The sequence below is a fragment of the Achromobacter pestifer genome, from assembly GCF_902859625.1.
GTDB lineage: Bacteria > Pseudomonadota > Gammaproteobacteria > Burkholderiales > Burkholderiaceae_B > Achromobacter > Achromobacter pestifer.
This window is the reverse complement of the sequence record NZ_CADIJX010000007.1, coordinates 118,965-139,935: the sequence shown is the minus strand read 5'-3', so window position 1 is coordinate 139,935 and position 20,971 is coordinate 118,965. Positions and strand designations below refer to the sequence as shown.

The 20,971-nt window shown below is 63.4% G+C and carries 20 protein-coding genes; 11 read left to right on the top strand and 9 right to left on the bottom strand.

Annotated features, from left to right (window positions below; all coding sequences use genetic code 11):
- The first annotated feature begins 23 nt into the window (after positions 1-23).
- The 3 genes from slmA (at position 24) to HV753_RS24075 (ending at position 3,458) form a co-directional block, all read left to right on the top strand.
- Positions 24-599: a nucleoid occlusion factor SlmA gene (gene slmA / locus HV753_RS24085; RefSeq protein WP_175177105.1), complete on the top strand. Its 576-nt coding sequence runs from the start codon at positions 24-26 to the stop codon at positions 597-599.
- A 300-nt stretch (positions 600-899) separates the two neighbouring features.
- Positions 900-2,393 carry a DASS family sodium-coupled anion symporter gene (locus tag HV753_RS24080; RefSeq protein ID WP_175177104.1) on the top strand — a complete coding sequence of 498 codons (1,494 nt, stop codon included), beginning with the start codon at positions 900-902 and terminating at the stop codon, positions 2,391-2,393.
- A 12-nt stretch (positions 2,394-2,405) separates the two neighbouring features.
- Complete coding sequence (locus HV753_RS24075; RefSeq protein ID WP_175177103.1) at positions 2,406-3,458, top strand: Ldh family oxidoreductase; 1,053 nt, start codon at positions 2,406-2,408, stop codon at positions 3,456-3,458.
- Positions 3,459-4,341: 883 nt separating this feature from the next.
- Here the strand turns inward: HV753_RS24075 and rodA are convergent.
- From rodA to HV753_RS24050, 5 genes are all read right to left on the bottom strand, one after another.
- Positions 4,342-5,478 carry a rod shape-determining protein RodA gene (gene rodA, locus HV753_RS24070; protein WP_175177102.1) on the bottom strand — a complete coding sequence of 379 codons (1,137 nt, stop codon included), beginning with the start codon at positions 5,476-5,478 and terminating at the stop codon, positions 4,342-4,344.
- On the bottom strand, positions 5,478-7,403 hold the full coding sequence (gene mrdA, locus HV753_RS24065) for a penicillin-binding protein 2 (RefSeq protein WP_175177101.1): 1,926 nt from the start codon (positions 7,401-7,403) through the stop codon (positions 5,478-5,480). The genes rodA and mrdA overlap by 1 nt, the downstream gene beginning before the upstream one ends.
- Positions 7,404-7,418: 15 nt before the next feature.
- Positions 7,419-7,979, bottom strand: coding sequence for a rod shape-determining protein MreD (gene mreD / locus HV753_RS24060; protein WP_175177100.1), 561 nt, complete (start codon positions 7,977-7,979; stop codon positions 7,419-7,421).
- Complete coding sequence (gene mreC, locus HV753_RS24055; protein WP_175177099.1) at positions 7,966-8,850, bottom strand: rod shape-determining protein MreC; 885 nt, start codon at positions 8,848-8,850, stop codon at positions 7,966-7,968. The genes mreD and mreC overlap by 14 nt, the downstream gene beginning before the upstream one ends.
- Before the next feature lie 84 nt (positions 8,851-8,934).
- A complete protein-coding gene (locus HV753_RS24050) occupies positions 8,935-9,978 on the bottom strand; it encodes a rod shape-determining protein (protein WP_006391829.1) in 1,044 nt (347 codons plus the stop codon).
- A gap of 227 nt (positions 9,979-10,205) precedes the next feature.
- On the opposite strand from HV753_RS24050, the gene gatC reads away from it, so the two are divergent.
- The 5 genes from gatC to HV753_RS24025 all read left to right on the top strand — a co-directional run bounded on the left by gatC (position 10,206) and on the right by HV753_RS24025 (position 14,331).
- Positions 10,206-10,514 carry an Asp-tRNA(Asn)/Glu-tRNA(Gln) amidotransferase subunit GatC gene (gene gatC, locus HV753_RS24045; protein ID WP_175177098.1) on the top strand — a complete coding sequence of 103 codons (309 nt, stop codon included), beginning with the start codon at positions 10,206-10,208 and terminating at the stop codon, positions 10,512-10,514.
- A 3-nt stretch (positions 10,515-10,517) separates the two neighbouring features.
- The gene (gatA, locus tag HV753_RS24040; protein WP_175177097.1) at positions 10,518-12,056 is read left to right on the top strand and encodes an Asp-tRNA(Asn)/Glu-tRNA(Gln) amidotransferase subunit GatA; all 1,539 of its coding nucleotides are present in this window, start codon (positions 10,518-10,520) and stop codon (positions 12,054-12,056) included.
- Between the two features lie 4 nt (positions 12,057-12,060).
- Positions 12,061-13,518: an Asp-tRNA(Asn)/Glu-tRNA(Gln) amidotransferase subunit GatB gene (gene gatB / locus HV753_RS24035; RefSeq protein ID WP_175177096.1), complete on the top strand. Its 1,458-nt coding sequence runs from the start codon at positions 12,061-12,063 to the stop codon at positions 13,516-13,518.
- A 103-nt stretch (positions 13,519-13,621) separates the two neighbouring features.
- The gene (locus HV753_RS24030) at positions 13,622-13,867 is read left to right on the top strand and encodes a hypothetical protein (RefSeq protein ID WP_175177095.1); all 246 of its coding nucleotides are present in this window, start codon (positions 13,622-13,624) and stop codon (positions 13,865-13,867) included.
- Complete coding sequence (locus HV753_RS24025) at positions 13,864-14,331, top strand: type II toxin-antitoxin system VapC family toxin (protein WP_175177094.1); 468 nt, start codon at positions 13,864-13,866, stop codon at positions 14,329-14,331. The genes HV753_RS24030 and HV753_RS24025 overlap by 4 nt, the downstream gene beginning before the upstream one ends.
- Positions 14,332-14,370: 39 nt before the next feature.
- On the opposite strand, the gene pyrE is transcribed toward HV753_RS24025, so the two are convergent.
- Entirely contained in the window at positions 14,371-15,057 is a 687-nt protein-coding gene (gene pyrE, locus HV753_RS24020; protein WP_175177093.1) for an orotate phosphoribosyltransferase, read from the bottom strand.
- Between the two features lie 131 nt (positions 15,058-15,188).
- Between pyrE and HV753_RS24015 the strand changes: the two genes are divergently transcribed.
- Positions 15,189-15,977, top strand: a complete 789-nt coding sequence (locus HV753_RS24015; RefSeq protein WP_175177092.1) for an exodeoxyribonuclease III — start codon at positions 15,189-15,191, stop codon at positions 15,975-15,977.
- Between the two features lie 26 nt (positions 15,978-16,003).
- Here the strand turns inward: HV753_RS24015 and HV753_RS24010 are convergent, their stop codons facing one another.
- A complete protein-coding gene (locus HV753_RS24010) occupies positions 16,004-16,894 on the bottom strand; it encodes a LysR substrate-binding domain-containing protein (protein WP_175177091.1) in 891 nt (296 codons plus the stop codon).
- 105 nt (positions 16,895-16,999) lie between these two features.
- On the opposite strand from HV753_RS24010, the gene HV753_RS24005 reads away from it, so the two are divergent.
- Together HV753_RS24005 and gdhA are read left to right on the top strand one after the other, a co-directional pair.
- On the top strand, positions 17,000-17,611 hold the full coding sequence (locus HV753_RS24005; RefSeq protein ID WP_175177090.1) for a LysE family translocator: 612 nt from the start codon (positions 17,000-17,002) through the stop codon (positions 17,609-17,611).
- 429 nt (positions 17,612-18,040) lie between these two features.
- The gene (gdhA, locus tag HV753_RS24000; RefSeq protein WP_175177089.1) at positions 18,041-19,387 is read left to right on the top strand and encodes an NADP-specific glutamate dehydrogenase; all 1,347 of its coding nucleotides are present in this window, start codon (positions 18,041-18,043) and stop codon (positions 19,385-19,387) included.
- Positions 19,388-19,492: 105 nt separating this feature from the next.
- On the opposite strand, the gene HV753_RS23995 is transcribed toward gdhA, so the two are convergent.
- Entirely contained in the window at positions 19,493-19,984 is a 492-nt protein-coding gene (locus tag HV753_RS23995) for a copper chaperone PCu(A)C (protein WP_175177088.1), read from the bottom strand.
- A 19-nt stretch (positions 19,985-20,003) separates the two neighbouring features.
- Entirely contained in the window at positions 20,004-20,903 is a 900-nt protein-coding gene (locus tag HV753_RS23990) for a LysR family transcriptional regulator ArgP (protein WP_175177087.1), read from the bottom strand.
- Positions 20,904-20,971: the final 68 nt, after the last annotated feature.

Sequence of the window (20,971 nt, the reverse complement as noted above, 5' to 3'; positions counted from 1 at the left end):
CCTGCGCGAGAGCAGTCCCTTCCATGGCGAGCAAACCCGGCGAGCGCAAGACCCAGATTCTGCAAACACTGGCCGAGATGCTGGAGCAGCCGCACGCGGCCCGCATCACCACGGCCGCACTGGCCGCTCGCCTTGAGGTGTCGGAAGCGGCGCTATACCGGCACTTTGCCAGCAAGGCGCAGATGTTTGAAGGGCTGATCGAATTCATCGAGACCAGCATCTTCACGCTGGTGAACCAGATCGCCGCCGCCGAACCCTACGGCGTGCCGCAAGCGCACCAGACCGTCTCCATGCTGCTGACCTTTTCGGAACGCAACAAGGGCATGACGCGGGTGCTGACCGGCGATGCGCTGGTCACGGAAGACAACCGGCTGCAAGAGCGCATCAACCACATCAATGACCGGATTGAAACGTCGCTACGGCAATCGCTGCGCATCGCCATCACCGACGGTGGCCTGCCGCCCGATGCCAATGTGGCCGCGCACGCCAGCCTGCTGACGCATCTGGTGCTGGGCCGCTGGCTGCGCTATGCCCAAAGCGGCTGGCGCGTCACGCCGACGCTGCATCTGGACGAACAACTGCGCCTGGCCTTGGGCTGAGCCGCGCATTTGCGGCATAACACGAACGAATTAACGGCGAAATGTCGTGCCAACCGGCGTGGCCGCTGGCAGAATTGGTGTGCATTCATGCAACATTCCAAGCCTTGCGACCATCGGAGGCCGACGAGCATAATGCTCCAAGTGGGTTCTCCACAAGCGCAAATCCCTACCGGTTTGACCCACATCAATACGGGTTTTCCTTAATGCCGTCACGATCATCCTGTAGCGTCGACACATCGAATTGATTAACCCGTGCTCGCGGGGAGTGTGTCGTCAGTTTGACCTTAACCGGAGATGGATATGACCGCGCCAGCCGCTGTCCCTGCCTCGCAAGCCCCAAAGAAAGCAAAAATTCCCATCGGACTCATTGCCGGCATCGTGGTGATGATCGGGGTGTTGATGATGCCCCTGCCCGCCGACCTGCCGGTCGCTGGGCACCGCATGCTGGCGATCCTGGCGTTTGCCGTGGTGGTCTGGATTACCGAAGCCGTGTCTTACGAAGCCAGCGCGATCATGATCACGACGCTGATGGCCTTCCTGTTGGGCACGGCTCCGACAATCAAAGACCCGCAAGTGCTCTACGGCACCTCGGCCGCCATCAGCATGGCGCTTACCGGCTTCGCCAACTCGGCGCTGGCACTCGTGACCGGCGCCTTGTTCATTGCCGCCGCCATGACCTTCACGGGACTGGACCGGCGCATCGCGTTGGTCACCTTGTCCAAGGTCGGCACCAGCACGCGCCGCATCCTGATCGGATGTATTGCCGTGACGATCGTACTTAGCCTGGTCGTTCCCAGCGCCACCGCGCGCAGCGCGGCCGTGGTGCCGATCATGATGGGTGTGATCGCGGCCTTCGGCGTGGACAAGCGTTCAAACATCGCCGCCGGCATCATGATCATCGTGGCGCAAGCCACCAGCATCTGGAACGTCGGCATCCAGACCGCCGCCGCACAGAACCTGCTGACGGTCGGCTTCATGGAAAAGATGCTGGGCGAACGGGTGGCATGGTCGGACTGGCTGATCGCAGGCGCCCCGTGGTCGCTGATCATGTCGGCCGTGTTGATCATCGTGGTGTTGAAACTGCTGCCGCCGGAAAGCGACAGCATCGCCGGAGGCAAGGAAGCCGTCGAAAAGTCGCTGATTGAACTGGGCCCCATGACGAGCGCGCAAAAGCGCCTGATGGCCGTCTCGGTCATGCTGCTGCTGTTCTGGTCGACGGAAGGCAAGCTGCACAAGTTCGACACCACCTCGACCACCTACTTCGGCCTGGTGCTGTTGATGCTGCCGCGCTTTGGCGTGATGACGTGGAAAGACGTGCAGTCACGCATCCCATGGGGCACGGTGATCGTGTTCGGCGTGGGCATCAGCTTGGGCACCGCCCTGTTGACGACGCAAGCAGGCCAATGGCTGGGCAACCAGGTCGTGGCGCACACCGGGCTTGACCACCTGGGTCCGCTGGCCATCTTCGCCATCCTGGCCGCGTTCCTGATCATCATCCACCTGGGTTTCGCCAGCGCCACCGCGCTGACCTCGGCCATGCTGCCCATCCTGATCTCGGTGCTGGCCACGCTGCCGGGCGAATTCAACCGCCTGGGCATGACCATGTTGCTGGGCTTTGTGGTCAGCTATGGCTTCATCCTGCCGATCAACGCGCCGCAGAACATGGTGTGCCTGGGCACGGAAACCTTCAACGCCAAGCAGTTCGCCAAAGTCGGCATCATCGTCACCATCGTCGGCTACCTGCTGATGCTGCTGATGGGCATGACCTACTGGCGCTGGCTCGGCTGGCTCTAAGGAGAACGCATCATGAAACTCTCCATTGCCCAAGCCAATGAATACGGCCGCCGCGTGCTGATGGCACAAGGCGTGCCCGAAGACATCGCCCGCGATGTGGCCGAACACCTGGTCGAGTCCGACCGGGTGGGCTACACCAGCCACGGCCTGTCGATCCTGACGAACTACCGGCGCGTACTGTCCGAAGGCCTGGCCAAGCCCGACGGCCGGCCCGAATTGGTCAATGACCGCGGCGCCATGCTGGCCTATGACGGCCATCACGGCCTGGGCCAGTACGTTGGCAAGGCCGTCATCGAAAAGGCCATCGAGCGCACCCAGGAACACGGGCAGTGCATCGTGACCCTGCGCCACAGCCATCACCTGGGCCGCATGGGCCACTTTGGGGAAATGGTCGCGGCCAAGGGCCTGATCCTGCTGGCCTTCACCAACGTGATCAACCGTTCCCCCACCGTGGCGCCGTTTGGCGGCGCCCAGGCGTGCCTGACCACCAACCCGCTGTGCTTCGCCGGCCCGTTGCCGGGCGGCCGTCCGCCGTTCATCGTGGACATGGCCACGAGCTCGATCGCCGTGAACAAGGCACGGGTGCTGGCCGCCAAGGGCGAACAAGCTCCCCCCGGATCACTGATCGACGCCGACGGCAACCCGACGACCGACCCCAACGCCCTCTTCTCGGACCCGCCAGGCGCCCTGCTGCCCTTCGGCGGCCACAAGGGTTATGCGCTGGGCCTGGTGGCTGAACTGCTGGCGGGCGTCTTGTCCGGCGGCGGCACGATCCAGCCCGAACACCCGCGCATCGGCGTGGCCACGAACAACATGTTCGCGCTGCTGCTGGACCCGCAGGTGGACTTCAATACGGATTGGCGCTCAATGGAAGTTGGCGCCTTCATCGACTACCTGCACGCCTGCAAGCCGCAACCCGGGGTGGAAGCCGTGCAGTACCCGGGTGAATACGAAGCCCGGAACCGTGCAGTGAACGCCGATTCGATTGAATTCGACAGCCGGATCTGGGATGGCTTGAAAAAGCTGGCGTCCGACTTGGGTGTGCCGGACGCATTGCCGGTTTGATGCGGTTGGTTTTGCTTGTGACGGGTGTTGGTTCTTAAGACGCCCGTCACGGCGGAGGCCTGCGGTGCGCGGGTCAACGATTGCGGCCCGGAGCCTTCGCTCCGGGCTTCCCCTTCGTCATCTTCGTTGCGGCCTGCGGCCGCTGCCTTCAGATTCCCTCGGGCTTATCGACTCCCCGCGCACCGCAGGCCTCCACCGCGCCGGGCTCGGGCAATTGAACGCGAAGGTCGCCAGGGCGAGCCGTGTGCTTAGGCTTCTTGCACACAATATCGAGATGAGAAAAACCTTGCAGGGCCCGCCCCCGGCCGGCCGCGCGGGCGGCCTTTGGGGGCTTACGCGACATCTTGCATCAGCGTGCCGCCGCTACGCGCACAGGCAAGAAAATCGACCGCTGCCAATCGTCACTTGAACACCAATGCCCGATGGGCGGCGCGCGCGAGAGGGTCCACATGCGTAAGAGGCTGCCCGTCGCGCGCCGCCCATCACCACCCACCCCACCTGATTGCGCCCCATCAGCAAACCACCCGACACAAGCGCGCAAGCGCCCACCGCAACAACGACGAAAAATGCGTATGCCGATTGTGGCCGCCCGCGCGGCCGCAATCGGCGGCCCCCGCAAACTCGATGCAAATCACCAATCCAGCAACGCACCAAGCCAAGACGGCGACAGCCCGTCGGCGTGGGTGACATGGGCGCGAGCAACCTCGATGCGCCCGAGGGAATCTGAAGGGAAGGCCGAAGGCCTGGACGAAGATGACGAAGGGGAAGTCCAGCGCCTGCGCGCTGGACCGCAATCGTGGGCGCGAGTGCCCATGTCGCCCACGCCGACGGGCGCCCTACGAAGTGCCATCGGTTCCGCCACCACAACAAAGCACCCGCAGCATCAAGCCTTCACAGACCGATGCCTGCTAATACTCATCATGATCCCGAACGCAATTCCCATCGTGAACAACGCCGTCCCCCCGTAACTCATGAACGGCAACGGCACCCCAACGACAGGCAAGATCCCCGTCACCATCCCCACGTTCACGAATACGTATATGAACAGCATCATCGTCAATGCTCCGGCCAGCAAACGGCCGAACTGCGATGACGCCCGCGACGCGATCGTCAAGCCGCGCGCCATCATCAGGCCGTAGAGCACCAGGATCGCGATACCGCCGTACAAACCGAATTCCTCGGCGTACACCGCGAAAATAAAGTCCGTCGTGCGCTCGGGAATGAAGTCCAGGTGCGTCTGCGTACCCTTCATGTAGCCCTTGCCGTAGACCCCGCCCGAGCCCACCGCGATCATCGACTGGATCGTGTGGAAGCCCTTGCCCAATGGGTCGGAGCTAGGATTCAGCAACGTGCAGACCCGGTGCTTCTGGTAGTCGTGCAGCACCACCCAGTCCACATCGGGTTCGCATAACTGGTCTTCGTAGTACACCAACGTGCCGATCGCGATGATGCCGGCCAGCATCACCGGCACCAGCAGCTTGAACGACAAACCCGCGAAATAGATGACGAAGAAACCGGCGCCAAAGACCAGCAGCGCCGTGCCCAGATCAGGTTGCAGCACGATCAGGCCGAACGGCGCGGCCAGCATCGTGGCGGCCGCCAGGAAGTCGCGGATACGCACCGCGCCTTCGTGACGCTGGAAGTACCAGGCCAACATCATCGGCACGGCGATCTTCATCATTTCGGATGGCTGGATGCGCGTCACGCCCAGATTCAACCAGCGGGTCGCGCCCTTGCTGGTTTCGCCAAAGAACTCCACGCCCAAGAGCAGCACCACCCCCACCACGTAGAAGGGCAAGGCCAGCTTCATCAGCCACTTGGGGGGAATCAGCGCCATCGTCCACATCGCGAAAAACGCGATGATGAAATTACGCGACTGTTCCGCGAACCGCCAATCCGTGCCGCCCACCGCCGAATGCATGACGGTCAGACCCAGCGCGGCGAACATCATCAGGATCGCCAGCAGCGGCCAGTCGAACGCGGTGAACACGCGCAGCAGGATAAGGCCCAGGCGCTTCATTATTGGCGCACCACGTCGGAGGTAATGGTTTCAACGGAGGCCAGCGGGTCCGCCCGGTCTGGCCGCACGATCTTGTCCTGCCGGTCTTTGGCCAGCCAGTAGTCGAACACCTTGCGCGCGACAGGCGCGGCCACGCTGGCGCCCCAGCCGGCATTCTCGACGATCAGCGCCACGGCGATGCGCGGATGTTCAAGCGGCGCAAACCCCATGAACAGCGCGTGATCGCGCAGGCGTTCGTCGATGGCGCTTGCCCGGTAGTGTCCCCCGCGCAGGCTGAAGACCTGAGCCGTACCGGTCTTGCCGGCCGCCTGGTACGGGGCATTGGCGAACGCGCGGCGTGCCGTGCCGGCTCGCACCACGTCCGCCATCGCATTCTTGATCACATCCACGTTGGCTTGCTTGAGCGGGATGCGGTAGTCGGGCACGGATTCGGTGGGCTTGGCCACGCCGCTGCGGGGGTCGCGCACCGCATGCACCAAGTGCGGGCGGCGGTACAGGCCGTTGTTGGCCAGCGTGGACGTGCCCTGCGCCAGCTGCAACAGGGTGAAGGCGTTGTAGCCCTGCCCCACCGCGACGGAAATGGTTTCGCCGGCATACCAACGCTGGCGGTCCTTGTCCTTGTAGGCCGCCCGTTTCCAGTCGGTGGACGGCAACACGCCCCGTTTTTCGCCTTCCAGGTCGATGCCGGTGATTTGGCCAAAACCGAACTGCTTGGTGAAATCATGCAGCGCGTTCACGCCGATCTCGGGGCCGAGCGAATAGAAATACGTGTCGGACGACACCACGATGGCCTTGTGCATGTCGGTCATGCCGTAGGCCGCGCCGCCCGCATTGCGAAATTTCTGGCCCCCGAATTCGTAATAGCCAGGATCCGAGATGCGGTCGGTGGCCCGGCGCTTGCCGAGTTCCAAGGCGGCCAGGCCCACGAAGGGCTTGTAGGTCGAACCGATCGGATACGTGCCGTAGAGCGGACGATTGATCAGCGGATGGTCTGGCGACTCATTCAACATGCGCCAGTTGTCCACGTCGATGCCGTCCACGAACAGATTCGGGTCGAAGGAAGGTTGCGAGACAAAGGCCAGGACCTCGCCCGTATCCGGATCGATCGCGACGAGCGCGCCGCGCTGACCTTCAAAGGCTTCTTCGGCCACCTTCTGCAAGCCCAGGTCGATGGACAGCATGATGTCCGACCCGGGCACCGGATCGATCCGCCGCAGTGTGCGCATGGGGCGCCCGCTGGCGGTGACTTCCACTTCTTCCAGACCGGTACGGCCGTGCAGCTGCTCTTCCCAGGTTTTCTCGATGCCCTTCTTGCCGATGACGTCGGTGCCACGGTAGTTGCCCAGCAGGCCCGCGCGTTCCAGTTCTTCGTTGTCACCCTCGGCGATGCGGCCGATATAGCCCACCACGTGCCCGGCCGACGCGCCCTGCGGGTACTCGCGCACCCAGCGGGCGCGCAGCTCGACGCCCGGAAACTGGAAGGCGTGCGCGGCGAACCAGGCGGCCTCGGTCTCGTTCAGGTTGTTGCGCAATTGCAGGCTGGCGTAGCGGCTGGACTCCGCCGCGCGGCGCTTGAAGCGTCGCTGGTCGGTGGGGCTGATGTAAACAACTTCGGTCAGGCGCTCGAACAGATCGTTCATGTTGCCTGCGTGCGCGGGCACCACTTCCAGCGTGTAGGTACGGTAGTTGCGTGCCAGGACTTCGCCGTTGCGGTCCAGGATCTCGCCACGGCGCGGCGGGATCGGCACGACCGCGATGCGGTTGCGGTCGGCGCGTTCGGACAAGCCTTCGTAACGGTCGACCTGCAAGTACCAGAACCGGCCCACCAGCACGCCGAAGCATGCCAGGGCGAACGCGCCGCCCACCCATGCGCGCAGGCGGAAGCGCTGCTTTTGATGCTGGCCGGTTTTCTTGAATTCAAACATGACGCGACGCCGTCCTCAGGCGGAGGAGGATTCGGCGTCGTCGGCACCGCGCTGCGGCAAGTGCAGGACCCAGCCCGCCAACGGCCACAGGGCGGCGGTGATGGCCACGCTGATGCACCAGTCCCAGCCCGGCCATTTGCCGGCCAGCCAGGCGTGGATGATCTGAGTCACGAAACGGGCGATGAAGAACACAGGCAGCATGTGCATCGCCTGGCTCCAGAGGTCGAATCGTTGCAGCCGGCGGTGCAGCACCACGGCGCCATAGGCGACCAGCGTATACGACAAGGCGTGTTCGCCGAGCGGACCCGCGTCATGCACGTCCATCAGCAGGCCGAAGAAGAAGGCGGTGAACAGGCCCACGCGGCGCGGCTCGTGCACGCACCAAAACGCGATGATCAGCAGCAGCACGTCGGGTGCGCCTTGCCACAAACGCCACGGCAGCAAGGACACCAGCCACACCAGTATCAGGGTGCCCCAAACAAATACCCCGTGCGCCGGACCCGACAGGCGGTCAGGATGCACGTTGCTGGGAGTGCCCAGGCGGCGCCTGGGTTGCGAGTGATTAGTCCGATCCACCGGAATCGACCTCCTGACGGTTGGACTCGGCGCGCGCCACATCCACCTGCAATACCAGGAAGTGGCGATAGCGTTCGGGGTGGGCCAACGGTTCACACACGGCGCGCGCGAAACCGGAGGCGGTGTCGCGTTCGACCGAGGTCACTTTGGCCACGGGCAGGCCGGCGGGGAACAAACCGCCGACGCCGCTGGTAACGATAGTATCGCCTTCCTTGATGTCGGCATTCGCGGCAAGGTAACGGACTTCCATCTTGCCCGGCGAATTGCCGCCAAACGCAATCAGGCGCAGCCCGTTGCGCAGCAGCTGGACAGGAATGGACACCTGCTCATCCGTCACCAAGGCGGCTTCGGCGGTCATCGGCGTCACGCGGACGATCTGGCCGACCACGCCGCCTTCGTCGATCACGGGCATGCCGGGCGCCAAGCCCGCCTTGCTGCCCTTGTTGAACACCAGCCGCTGCGTGAAGGCGTTGGTGGGTTCATACATGACTTCGACCACCACGGCCGACTGCGCCACGGTGTCGGTCACCCCCAGCAAACGGCGCAACTGTGCGTTTTCAGCGGCCAGTTGAGCCGCATGGCTGGCCACCTGGGCCAGTTCGATGCGCTGACGCTGCAACGCTTCGTTTTCGCTGCGGATGAGATTGGCCGCGTTGACCCATTCGTTGACTTGCTGAACCAGGTCACGCGGCGCCATGACGGCGCGCTGGAAGGGGTAAATCGCCACGGACATCGCTCGGCGCGCAGGTTCGAGCATGCGCCATTGCGAATCCATGATGATCAAGGCCAAAGCAAGGACGACCAGAATGACCAGCCGCACCTCAGCAGGTGGGCCGCGCCTGAATAGGGGAGGAGTCCCTTGTCGTTGCATGAATTTCAGCCCGGGCGCCCGTGTCCGTAGCCCCCGCCGCGGCCGGAGCCGGAAGAAAGCGGGGCTCCGGGCTCACGGGCGGGATTAATCGTTGATGAAGATGGCGCCCAGTTTCTCAAGGTGTTCCAACGCCTCGCCGCAACCACGCACGACGCAGGTCAGAGGATCATCGGCCACCACGACGGGCAGGCCGGTCTCTTCCTGAAGCAGGCGATCCAGATCGCGCAGCAACGCGCCGCCGCCGGTCAGGGCGATGCCCTTGTCGGTGATGTCGGCGCCCAGTTCGGGCGGGGTTTGCTCAAGCGCGATCTTCACCGCGGAAACAATCTGGTTCAGCGGGTCAGTCAGCGATTCCAGGATCTCGTTGGACGAGACCGTGAAGCTGCGCGGCACGCCTTCGGCCAGATTGCGGCCCTTGACCTCGATTTCACGGACTTCGGAACCCGGGAACGCCGAGCCGATTTCCTTCTTGATCAGTTCGGCGGTGGGTTCGCCGATCAGCATGCCGTAGTTGCGACGGATATAGTTGACGATTGCCTCGTCGAACTTGTCGCCGCCGACGCGCACGGAGCCCTTGTAGACCATGCCGCCCAACGAGATGACCGCCACCTCGGTGGTGCCGCCGCCGATGTCGACGACCATGGAGCCGCTGGCGTCGGACACGGCCAGGCCGGCGCCGATGGCTGCGGCCATGGGTTCTTCGATCAGGAAGACGTGGGACGCGCCCGCGCCCAAGGCCGATTCACGGATGGCGCGGCGTTCAACCTGGGTGGAACCGCAGGGCACGCAGACGATAATGCGCGGACTGGGCGCCAGCATGTTGCGGGGATGCACCATGCGGATGAATTGTTTGAGCATCTGTTCGGTGACCGTGAAGTCGGCGATAACGCCGTCCTTCATGGGCCGGATGGCCTCGATATTGCCGGGCACTCGGCCAAGCATCTGCTTGGCCTCCTGACCGACGGCCTGGATGATCTTTTTGCCGTGAGGCCCGCCTTCATGACGGATTGCGACCACGGAGGGCTCATCGAGGACGATGCCCTTGCCGCGGACGTAAATCAGCGTATTGGCGGTACCGAGATCGATCGCCATATCGCTGGAAAAATAACTGCGCAGGAATCCGAACATGGGAGCTCAGCTAAATTCTGGGGGGAATTGGGTTCATGCCGTGGGGCGTTTGGCCCGAAAAACGTCGGGTCCGCCTGTCATCACGGCGATTAAACCGTGAATCATAACTTATAATTTCACCGGAAATAGCGCATAAATGCAGGCTATTCAAGCTTTGTAACGGGTTTGGCGCGTGCATATCGCCCAGTCCCGCCCTTCGGCCTTCGCTTATCGATTTTGCAATTCCTATGGCGCTCAATGACAAAGATGTGGCCCGCATTGCCCGGCTGGCCAGAATCGAACTGACCCCCGACCAGCGCACGCTTGCGCAGGCCGAGCTTAACGGCATTCTCCACCTGATTGAACGGCTCCAGTCCGTCGACACCCAAGGCGTCGAACCCCTGGCCCACCCCCTGTCCGCCCATGAGGACATTGTGCTGCGCCTGCGTGAAGACGCCGTCACCGAGACCAGCTCGGAAGCCCGCCGCCAAGCGCTGCTGGCCAACGCCCCCGACGCCCAGGAAGGCTTGTTCCTGGTCCCTAAAGTCCTAGACTGAGCCATGACGAAACCCGCCTTGCATACCCAATTCGAGGGGATCGCCGCCTTGCGCGCGGCCCTCGCCCAACGCCAGGTCAGCGCAGTCGAGCTGGCTCAAAGCGCCTTGGCGGCTGCCGATGCGGCCAGCGGCCTGAATTGCTTTTTACATATTGACGCTGAATTGACGCTGGCCCAGGCCCGCGCCGCCGACGCTGCCCTGGCCGATGGTTCGGCCGGCCCGCTGGCCGGTGTCCCCATCGCCCACAAAGACGCTTTCGTGACCCGCGGCTGGCGCACCACCGCCGGCAGCAAGATGCTGGAAGGCTACGTCAGCCCGTTCGACGCCACCGTCGTCGAACGCCTGGGCGCGGCGGGTGCCGTGTCCATCGGCAAGCTGAACTGCGACGAATTCGCCATGGGCTCCGGCAACGAGAATTCCGCCTATGGCGCCGTGAAGAATCCTTGGGACCACGCGGCGGTGCCGGGTGGATCGTCGGGCGGCTCGGCCGCCGCCGTGGCTGCGCGCCTCGTGGCCGCCGCCACCGGCACTGATACCGGCGGCTCGGTGCGCCAGCCCGCCGCCTTGTGCGGTGTCAGCGGCATCAAACCGACCTATGGCACGGTGTCGCGCTACGGCATGGTGGCCTTCGGCTCCAGCCTGGACCAGGCCGGCCCGCTGGCCGCCAGCAGCCGCGACCTGCTTGAACTGCTGGATGTCGTCAGCGGCTTTGATCCGCGCGACGCCACCAGCCTGGAAAAGTGCGACGCCGCCGTCAACGAACCCGGCCGCGTCCGCCGCGACTTCGACTCGGCCCAGGCGGCCTTCGATGCCGCCGGCAGCCAGCCCCTGAAGGGCCTGCGCATCGGCGTGCCGGAAGAATATTTCGGCGCCGGCCTGGCGCCTGACGTGGCTGCCGCGGTCGAAGCCGCGTTGGCCCAGTTCGAGGCGCTGGGCGCCGTGCGCGTACCGGTCTCGCTGCCGCGCACCGAACTGGCCATCCCCGCCTACTACGTCATCGCCCCCGCGGAAGCGTCCAGCAACCTGGCGCGCTATGACGGCGTGCGCTACGGCCATCGCACCGCGCAGTACGGCGACCTGAACGAGATGATCAGCCGCTCGCGCGCCGAAGGCTTCGGCGACGAGGTCAAGCGCCGCATCCTGATCGGCACCTACGTGCTGTCGCACGGCTACTACGACGCCTATTACCTGCAAGCGCAACGCCTGCGCCGGCTGATCGCGCAGGATTTCCAGCGCGCCTACGCCGGGCAGTGCGACGTGATCATGGGGCCGGTGACGCCCACCGTCGCCAAGAACATCGGCGACAACCGCGACGACCCGACCGCCGACTGGCTGGCCGACGTTTACACGCTGGGCGTCAGCCTTGCCGGCTTGCCCGCCATGTCGATCCCGTGCGGCTTCGGCAACGGCACTGGCTCCCCGCGCCCGGTCGGCCTGCAAATCATCGGCAACTACTTCGACGAAGGCCGCCTGCTGGCCATCGCCGACCGCTACCAACAAGTGACGGACTGGCATACGCGTGCCCCTGTCCAGCAAGGCTGAGAACATGAACTGGGAAATCGTCATCGGCCTGGAAACGCATACCCAGCTTTCCACCGACTCCAAGATATTTTCGGGTAGCAGCACCGAATTCGGCGCGGCGCCCAATACCCATGCCAACGAGGTGGACCTGGCCTTGCCGGGTAGCCTGCCGGTCATGAACCACGGCGCTGCCGAACGCGCCATCCGCTTCGGCCTGGCTGTCGGCGCGACCATCGCGCCGCGCTCGGTCTTCGCGCGAAAGAACTACTTCTATCCCGACTTGCCCAAGGGCTATCAGATCAGCCAGTACGAGCTGCCTGTGGTCGTGGGCGGTACGCTGTCGTTCTTCGTGGGCGAAGAAGAAAAGACCATCAACCTGACACGCGCCCACCTGGAAGAAGACGCCGGCAAATCCTTGCACGACGACTTCACCCTGGCCAACGGCTCGCCCGCCAGTGGCATCGACCTGAACCGCGCCGGCACCCCGTTGCTGGAAATCGTGACCGAGCCCGAAATGCGCTCGGCCGCCGAGGCCGTGTCGTACGCCCGCGCCCTGCACAGCCTGGTGGTCTGGCTTGGCATCTGCGATGGCAACATGCAGGAAGGCTCGTTCCGCTGCGACGCCAACGTGTCGGTGCGACCGGTGGGCCAGAAGGAATTCGGCACCCGCACCGAGATCAAGAACGTCAACTCGTTCCGCTTCCTGGAACGCGCCATCGTCTATGAAGCGCGTCGCCAGATCGAGCTGATCGAAGACGGCGGCACGGTCGTCCAGGAAACGCGCCTGTACGACGCCGACCGCGACGAAACCCGCAGCATGCGCAGCAAGGAAGACGCGCATGACTACCGCTACTTCCCCGACCCCGACCTGCCCACGCTGGTGATCTCAAGCGCCTGGGTGGACAAGGTCCGCGCCGCCATGCCTGAACTGCCGGCCGCGCAGCGCGCGCGCTTTGAATCGGCATACGGCCTGCCGGCCTATGACGCCGCCCAGCTGACCGTCAGCCGCGACCTGGCCGCCTACTTTGAAGCGGTGGCCCACGCCCTGCCAGCGGGCCAGGCCAAGCTGGCCGCCAACTGGGTCATGGGCGAGGTCGCTGCCGCCTTGAACAAGGACGAAAAGAGCATCGCCGATTCGCCCGTTCAGGCGCCGGCGCTGGCCGCCCTGATCTCCCGCATCATCGATGGCACGGTGTCCAACAAGATCGCCCGCGAAGTCTTCGGCGCCATGTGGGCTGGCGAAAACGGCGGCGATGCCGATGCCATCATCGACGCACGCGGCCTGAAGCAGATCAGCGACACGGGCGCCATCGGCGCCATGATCGACGAGGTGCTGGCCGCCAACCCGGCCATCGTGGAAGAGTACCGGGCTGGCAAGCAGAAGGCGTTCAACTCGCTGGTGGGCCAGATCATGAAGGCCGCCCGCGGCAAGGCCAACCCGCAGCAAGTCAACGATCTGTTGAAGCAAAAGCTCGACAACTGATAGTCCCCACGGGGATCAGACTGATAAAAAGCCGCGGCACATTGCCGCGGCTTTTTCTTTTGCGAAGAATGGGGAGGTCTATTTTTTGATCGGGAGATTGGCCATGAAGTACATCGAAATCAGCGATGAGCTGTTGCGAGAGCAATTCATGGAGCACTTGCTGGCCGTCAGCAAAGGGCAACATTTCATCATCACCATCGATGGCGTGCGTTGCGCCAGACTGACTCCCACGCTTCCCGACACCACGCTGGATGCTCACGACGCCATCGAGGAATTGAAGTTATTCCCGCGTGGGCAAGCCGTGTCGCACGATGTCATCCGATCATGGATTGAAGAAGGTCGGGAATGACGGCAATCAACCTGGTCTTGGACGCCTCTGTCACGCTAGCCTGGATGCTTGGCCGCACCGATACCCAGGAAAGCCTGCTAGCCAACCATTTGCTTGAAGTCGCCCATGACTCGAAAAATACGGTGCCGCCTATCTGGCACCTGGAGATCGCGAACGGCATGCTACGTGCCGCGCGAAGCCAACTGGCCACGCAGGAGCAACTGGCCTCGTTCGATCTGCTTCTGGGCCGGCTGCCGATATTTCCTGACCTGAGCGCTGCGGCCTTCCGGCTCCCTCGCATCTACCAGTTGGCGCGCAGGCACGCTTTGACTGCCTATGACGCCAGCTATCTGGAGCTGGCATTGAGAAGCGGTGGATTTCTGGCGACGTTTGATCGAAAGCTGGCCGACGCCGCAGGGGCATCCGGCGTCACCGTACTAGGGCGGCCGCACGGCTTGGCCGAGCCAATGGCCCACTACCGTTGAGGCAAGGCGGCGGACGAACCGTCCGCACGCCCAATAGTCTTACTTCACCCCGTACTTCGTCCGATACGCTTGCACCGCATCGCGGTTTTCAGCGAAGGACGCATCATCTTGCAGCAACGCCATGATGTCCGACAGCGAGGCAATGGCCACCACTGGAATGCCGTAGGTCTTGGCCACGTCCTGCACCGCCGAATGCGCCGACAGCGCGTCGTCCGGGCCCGCGCGTTCCATGCGGTCCATGGCGATCAGCACGGCGGCGGGCTCAGCGCCCGCGTTGCGAATGATCTCCACGGATTCGCGTACCGACGTGCCTGCCGTGATCACGTCGTCGATGATGACGACCTTGCCCGTCAAGGGTGCGCCGACGAGGGTGCCGCCTTCGCCGTGGTCCTTGGCTTCCTTGCGGTTGTAGGCAAACGGCACATCGCTGCGGCCTTGCATGGCCGGATGGCTGGCCAACGCCACGGCCGTCGCGGTCGCCAGCGGAATGCCCTTGTACGCCGGGCCGAACAGCATGTCGAATTCCACTCCGGAATCCAGCAGCGCCTGGGCGTAGAACTGCGCCAGTTTGCCCACCGTGCCGCCGCTGTTGAACAAGCCGGCGTTGAAGAAATAGGGGCTGATCCGACCCGATTTGACCTTGAAACTGCCAAAGCGCAGCACGCCTTCGTTCAGGGCAAAGCGGACGAAATCAAGGGAAGTGGCGGAAGAGGTGGCGGCGGGCATGCGAGAGGATCCGGTAGATGGCAAACCCCCGCATTTTATCCGGTGTCGGGGCTTTTCCGGAGTCGCGGCGCCGAGTCGGTTAAATTCCTGACATTGTTCCGGCCCCGCGGCCGCTCTACAGGAGTCTCGCTTTGCTGCGCATCACGTCCATCAATCTCAACGGCATCCGTTCCGCCTTCCGCAAAGGCCTGCAACCCTGGATGGAAAAACATGCCGCAGACGTTCTTTGCCTTCAGGAAATCAAGATCGCCGACGCGGACCTGACCGATGACCTGCGCCATCCGCCCGGCTACACCGGCCACTTCCATCATGCGGTCAAGAAAGGCTACAGCGGTGTGGGCATCTACCTGCGCGACGCCGCCGAGCGCGTGAACATCGGCCTGGACTGCGAGGAATTCGATCCCGAAGGCCGCATCATCCGCGCCGACTGGAAAAACCTGTCGGTGATCAGCGCCTACCTGCCCTCAGGGTCCAGTGGCGACGAACGGCAGCAGGCCAAGTACCGCTTCCTGGACCGCTTCGGCCCCTGGATCGACGCCCTGATGCATGAGCACAAGACCACCGGCCGTGAATTCATCATTTGCGGTGACTGGAACATTGCCCACAAGGAAATCGACCTGAAGAACTGGAAGGGCAATCTGAAGAACTCGGGATTCCTGCCTGAAGAACGCGCCTGGCTGACCGACGTCTTCGACAAGCGCGGCTTTGTGGATGTGTTCCGCACCATCGACGAACGGCCTGACCAGTACACGTGGTGGAGCAACCGCGGCCAGGCTTGGGCCAAGAACGTCGGGTGGCGCATCGACTACCAGATCGCCACGCCCGGCATCGCCGCCCGCGCCCGTAACGTTGCCATCTACAAAGATGAACGCTTCTCGGACCACGCGCCATTGACGATCGATTACGACGCCACGCTCTGATCGGGGCCTGGCCCGGCGGCGTCGGCTCAGCCCTCCGCCGGGTCTGGCAGCGATGCCGCCGCCGCTTGCCGCAACCATGCCAGGAATGCCGCCGCCCGGGGATCTTCCCCGCACGGGCGGGGCGACAACAGAAAGTAAGCCGAACCATCGCGGCTGAATCCGCAAGGCGCCTCCAGCCGGCGGTCGCTCAGCGCGTCCCGCACCATCAGCGCCGAACCGATGGCGACACCCAGACCGGCCGCGGCGGCCTGCAAACTTAGATAAAAATGCTCGTAGACGGCGCCAGCCCGTCCCGGCGCCGGCTGTCCAGACGCCAGGGACCATTGCCGCCACGCGCCCGGACGGGTCGCACTGCCCAGGGCCGCCACGCCATTCCACGCATCACCGCTTGCCCCCGCCACGACGCCCGGCCGACAGACCGGACCCGTCCACTCGTCACACACCCGTTCGGCATGCAGCGCCGCGTTCCACTCGAAATCATTGCGTCGCAGCGCGATGTCCGCGCCCTGTGCCGCAAAATCCACCGGCCCGCCCGCTGCATATAGATGCACCTGAATCCCGGGATGCGCCCGCTGGAAATCCGGCAACCGCGGGATCAGCCACATCATGGCGATCGTGGGTTCGCACGACAACACCAGCGGCGCATCGACGGCAGGTTGCCGCAGCTGCGCCAGACCCGCCGCCAACTGGTCGAACAAGGTGCGGGTCATGGTAAGCAGCTGCCGCCCCGAATCGGTCAGAAAAACAGCTCGATTCCGGCGTTCAAACAATGTCAGGCCTAGCGACTGCTCAAGTTGCTTGATCTGGCGACTGACCGCCCCGTGGGTCACGTGCAATTCTTCCGCGGCTCGGCCGAATGCCTCGTGACGGGCAGCGGCGTCGAACACGCGCAATGAACCAAGTGGTGGCAGTTTCATGGAAATAGGTGATTTTTTCTAACGGATATCCGGCATTAAAAATCGTTTTTCGTGGTTGCGCCAGCGCCTCACAATGGGCGCCCTTTCCCAAGCCAGCCCCTCGCCATGACCGAACTGATCGCCGTTGCCCTCATTACCGTACTTGCCGTCATCAGCCCCGGGCCGGACTTTGCCATGGTGACGCGCTACAGCTATCTATTCGGCCGGCGCACCGGGCTCGTCTGCGCCTTGGGCATTGCGCTGGGCGTGCAGGTGCACGTGTTCTATACGATGTTCGGCGTGAGCTTGCTGGCGCAATACGCACAATCGGTGCTGCAAGGCATCAAACTGGCTGGCGCCTGCTATCTGGTCTACATGGGCTGGAAAACCTTCTTCAACCGCACACCAGTCAGCCGGGACCTGTCAGCGCGCCCGCCGATCTCGGCCTGGCAGGCGTTGTATGGCGGTTTTCTGACCAATGCGCTCAACCCCAAGACCACCCTGTTCGTCGTCAGCACCTATACGCAGGTGGTGTCGCCGGAGACCCTGCTGCCCCAGCAGTTCGGTTATGGCTTGTTCATGTCGTTCGCCCATTGGGCCTGGTTCAGCGTCGTCGCGTGGTCGGTGTCGTCGGAGCTCCTGCGGCGCCTGCTACTGGATCACCAGCAGACGGCTGACCGGGTCGTGGGTGCCATATTGATGGCCCTTGGTGCGGCATTGGCGGCGGTGCAGGTCTGATCAGGCTCGGATTCAGGTGATAATTCTCAAATAATTATTGGGGACATATTAAAAGGGAACAACCGCCGCCGCGGGGCGCTGACCCTCTCGACAAGCCCGTGTTTCCTGGGCAATGCCTCGTTTCCCTCCTTGGAAAAACCCCATCGTAAAATGGGGACATATAAATTTCCCCAGGGAATTCAAGCATCAGCCCAAAAATTTGCATGTTTCTCCTTGGAAATACGCATTCCCAACAACAATGCGTCCCTAATAAACAATAAGAAAAAGTACTTTGATATCAATGCAATGGCGCGGTTTCCGGCTTTGCGCAGAGCAACAATTTACCCCTACAATTCCGCACCAAGCTGGTGCGCATGACGCACCAGAATAAATAATTCGCGCCCCAAAACAGCGCATTCCGCACCTATTTGAAGCACCCCCGAGGAGATCATGTTGAACGTGCAGAGTCTGGACGACTTCCTGCGTGGCGTTGCCGCGCGCGACCCGCAGCAGCCCGAATTCATGCAAGCCGTCCAGGAGGTGATGCTGAGCCTGTGGCCTTTCATCGAAAAGCATCCGCACTACGCAGAGCACGCCCTGCTTGAGCGGCTGGTGGAGCCGGAACGTGTGATCCAGTTCCGCGTGTGCTGGACCGATGATCGGGGCCGCGCCCAGGTCAACCGCGCTTTCCGCATCCAGCACAGTTCGGCGATCGGCCCGTTCAAGGGCGGCATGCGCTTTCACCCCTCGGTGAACCTGTCCATCCTGAAGTTTCTGGCATTTGAACAAACGCTGAAGAATTCGCTGACCACCTTGCCGATGGGTGGCGGCAAGGGCGGTTCGGATTTCGACCCCAAGGGCAAATCCGACGCCGAAGTCATGCGCTTCTGCCAAGCGTTGATGATCGAGCTGTACCGCCACCTGGGCCCGGACACTGACGTGCCGGCCGGCGATATCGGCGTGGGCGCGCGCGAAGTCGGCTTCATGGCCGGCATGATGAAAAAGCTGTCGAATTCAACCGCCAGCGTCTTCACGGGCAAGGGCCTGACTTTCGGCGGCAGCCTGATCCGCCCCGAAGCCACCGGCTACGGCACCGTGTACTTCGCGGAAGAAATGCTCAAGCGCGTCGGCAAGTCCTTCGACGGCCTGCGCGTGTCGGTCTCGGGGTCGGGCAACGTGGCGCAATATGCCATCGAGAAGGCCATGTCGCTGGGCGCCAAGGTCGTCACCATCTCGGATTCCAACGGCACCGTGGTGGACGAAGCCGGCTTCACGCACGAAAAGCTGGTTGCCCTGATGCACCTCAAGAATGACCTGCGCGGCCGCCTGGACACGTATGCCCAGCAATTCGGCCTGAAGTACGAAGCCGGCAAGCGTCCGTGGCACGTGCCGGTGGATGTGGCGCTGCCGTGCGCCACCCAGAACGAACTGGAACTGGCCGACGCGCAAACGCTGATCAAGAATGGCGTGCTGTGCGTGGCGGAAGGCGCCAACATGCCAGCCACGCTGGAAGCCGCCAAGGCGTTCATCGCAGCCCGTGTGCTGTATGCCCCGGGCAAGGCCAGCAACGCCGGCGGCGTGGCCGTCTCGGGCCTGGAAATGGCGCAGAACTCCGCACGCCTGGCCTGGACGCGCGAAGAAGTCGATGCGCGCCTGCACGCCATCATGCGCGACATCCACGAAAACTGCGTGCGCCACGGCCATAGCGAGCGTGAATACGTCAACTACCTGGACGGCGCCAACATCGCCGGCTTCGTGAAGGTGGCGGACGCGATGCGCCAACAAGGCCTGTACTGATCCTCTTGCGCGCGAGCCTGAAAAGCAGGCGCGCAACGCAAAAAGGGCGGCCCGTACACAACGGGCCGCCCTTTTTCATTTTCCGCCGAAGCGGGAAAACCGTGGTCAGTGCTTCATCGCGCCATGATCGTGGCTCATGCCGGGATTGTGCGAGGCGGGCTTCACCTTGAATTGCACCGCGACTTCCCCGGCCTTTTCAAACTTCAGCGTGGCAGGCACCGTCGCGCCGTCGGCGAACGGCGCCTTCAGCTTGATGAACATGACGTGATAGCCGCCCGGGCTGAGCTTGACCTCGGTATCGGCAGGCAGCGCGATGCCGCCTTCGACCTGGCGCATCTTCGATACGCCGTTCTCGGTCAGCACGGTATGCAGCTCGACTCGTTCGGCTGCATCCGACGACACCGACAGCAGGCGGTCTGCGGTCTTGGCATCGTTGTCGATATCCATATACCCCGCGCCATTGGCCTGTCCCGGCGCCGACGCGCGGACCCAGAGATCGTCGATTTCGATCTGGCCAACCTTATAGTCCTTCGCCCAAGCCGAACCGGCCGTACACAGGCCCAGGGCGGCAATGACTGCGAACTTGCGGATGTTCATGGGGTGTCCTCCTAGTGGGTTAACGCCGCCGGACCAAGCTGCGGGCGGCTGACAGAACCGAATCGGTCAAGGCTTCCATCGCCTCGGAGTTTACTCGCCAATGCTGCCAGTACAGCGGCACATCCTCCCAGGCACGACCTCGAAGCAGCATCAACTGACCTGCATCAAGGTGTTCCTGAACCAGTGGTAGCGGATTCATGGTCCAGCCCAATCCGCCCAGCGTGGCCTGCACGAAGGCGCGCGTGGACGGCACCCACCAGACGGGAGGCTGCCAAGGTGCTGGATCCGAGATCTTGTGCGCGAAGCGCGCCTGCAAGGCATCCTTGCGGTTGAACACCAGCACCGGCGCCTGCGCCAGCGTCTGCGCGTTCACGCCGTGCGCGAAGTAGCGCTTATGGAAGTCCGGTGTGCAGGTGGCCACGTAGCGCATGCTGCCCAGCGCATGGATGCGGCACCCCTGCACAGGGTCCGCCAGCGTGGTCACGGCGCCCAGCACCGATCCATTGCGCAACAAGGCCGCGGTGTGATCCTGGTCTTCGGACAGCATGTCCAGCGTGGCCCGCGTGCGGGCCGAGAACTGCAAGGCCGCCTCGACGAACCAGGTTTCCAGGCTGTCGTGGTTGACGGCGATGGGGATGCTGGCGTGGGGAACCTCATCGTCGGACACGCCCAACCGGTTCAGCGCGTCGTGCTCCAGCAGCGCCGTCTGTTCGGCCAATTGCACCAGCACCTGGCCGTCCGCCGTGGCGGCCGCCGGCACGGTGCGCTGGACCAGCAAGCGGCCCATCCGGTCTTCAAGCGCCTTGATCCGCTGCGACACGGCAGACGGCGTCACGCTAAGGGATAGCGCGGCGCGCTCAAAACTGCCTTCGCGCACAACGGCGGCCAACGCTCGCAGGTTGCCGTGATCGAGTTTCATGGATTAGTTTTACTTAATATAGTGAAGGAAAATTAGCTGTATTTCATTGCATATGCAAGCGAAAATAC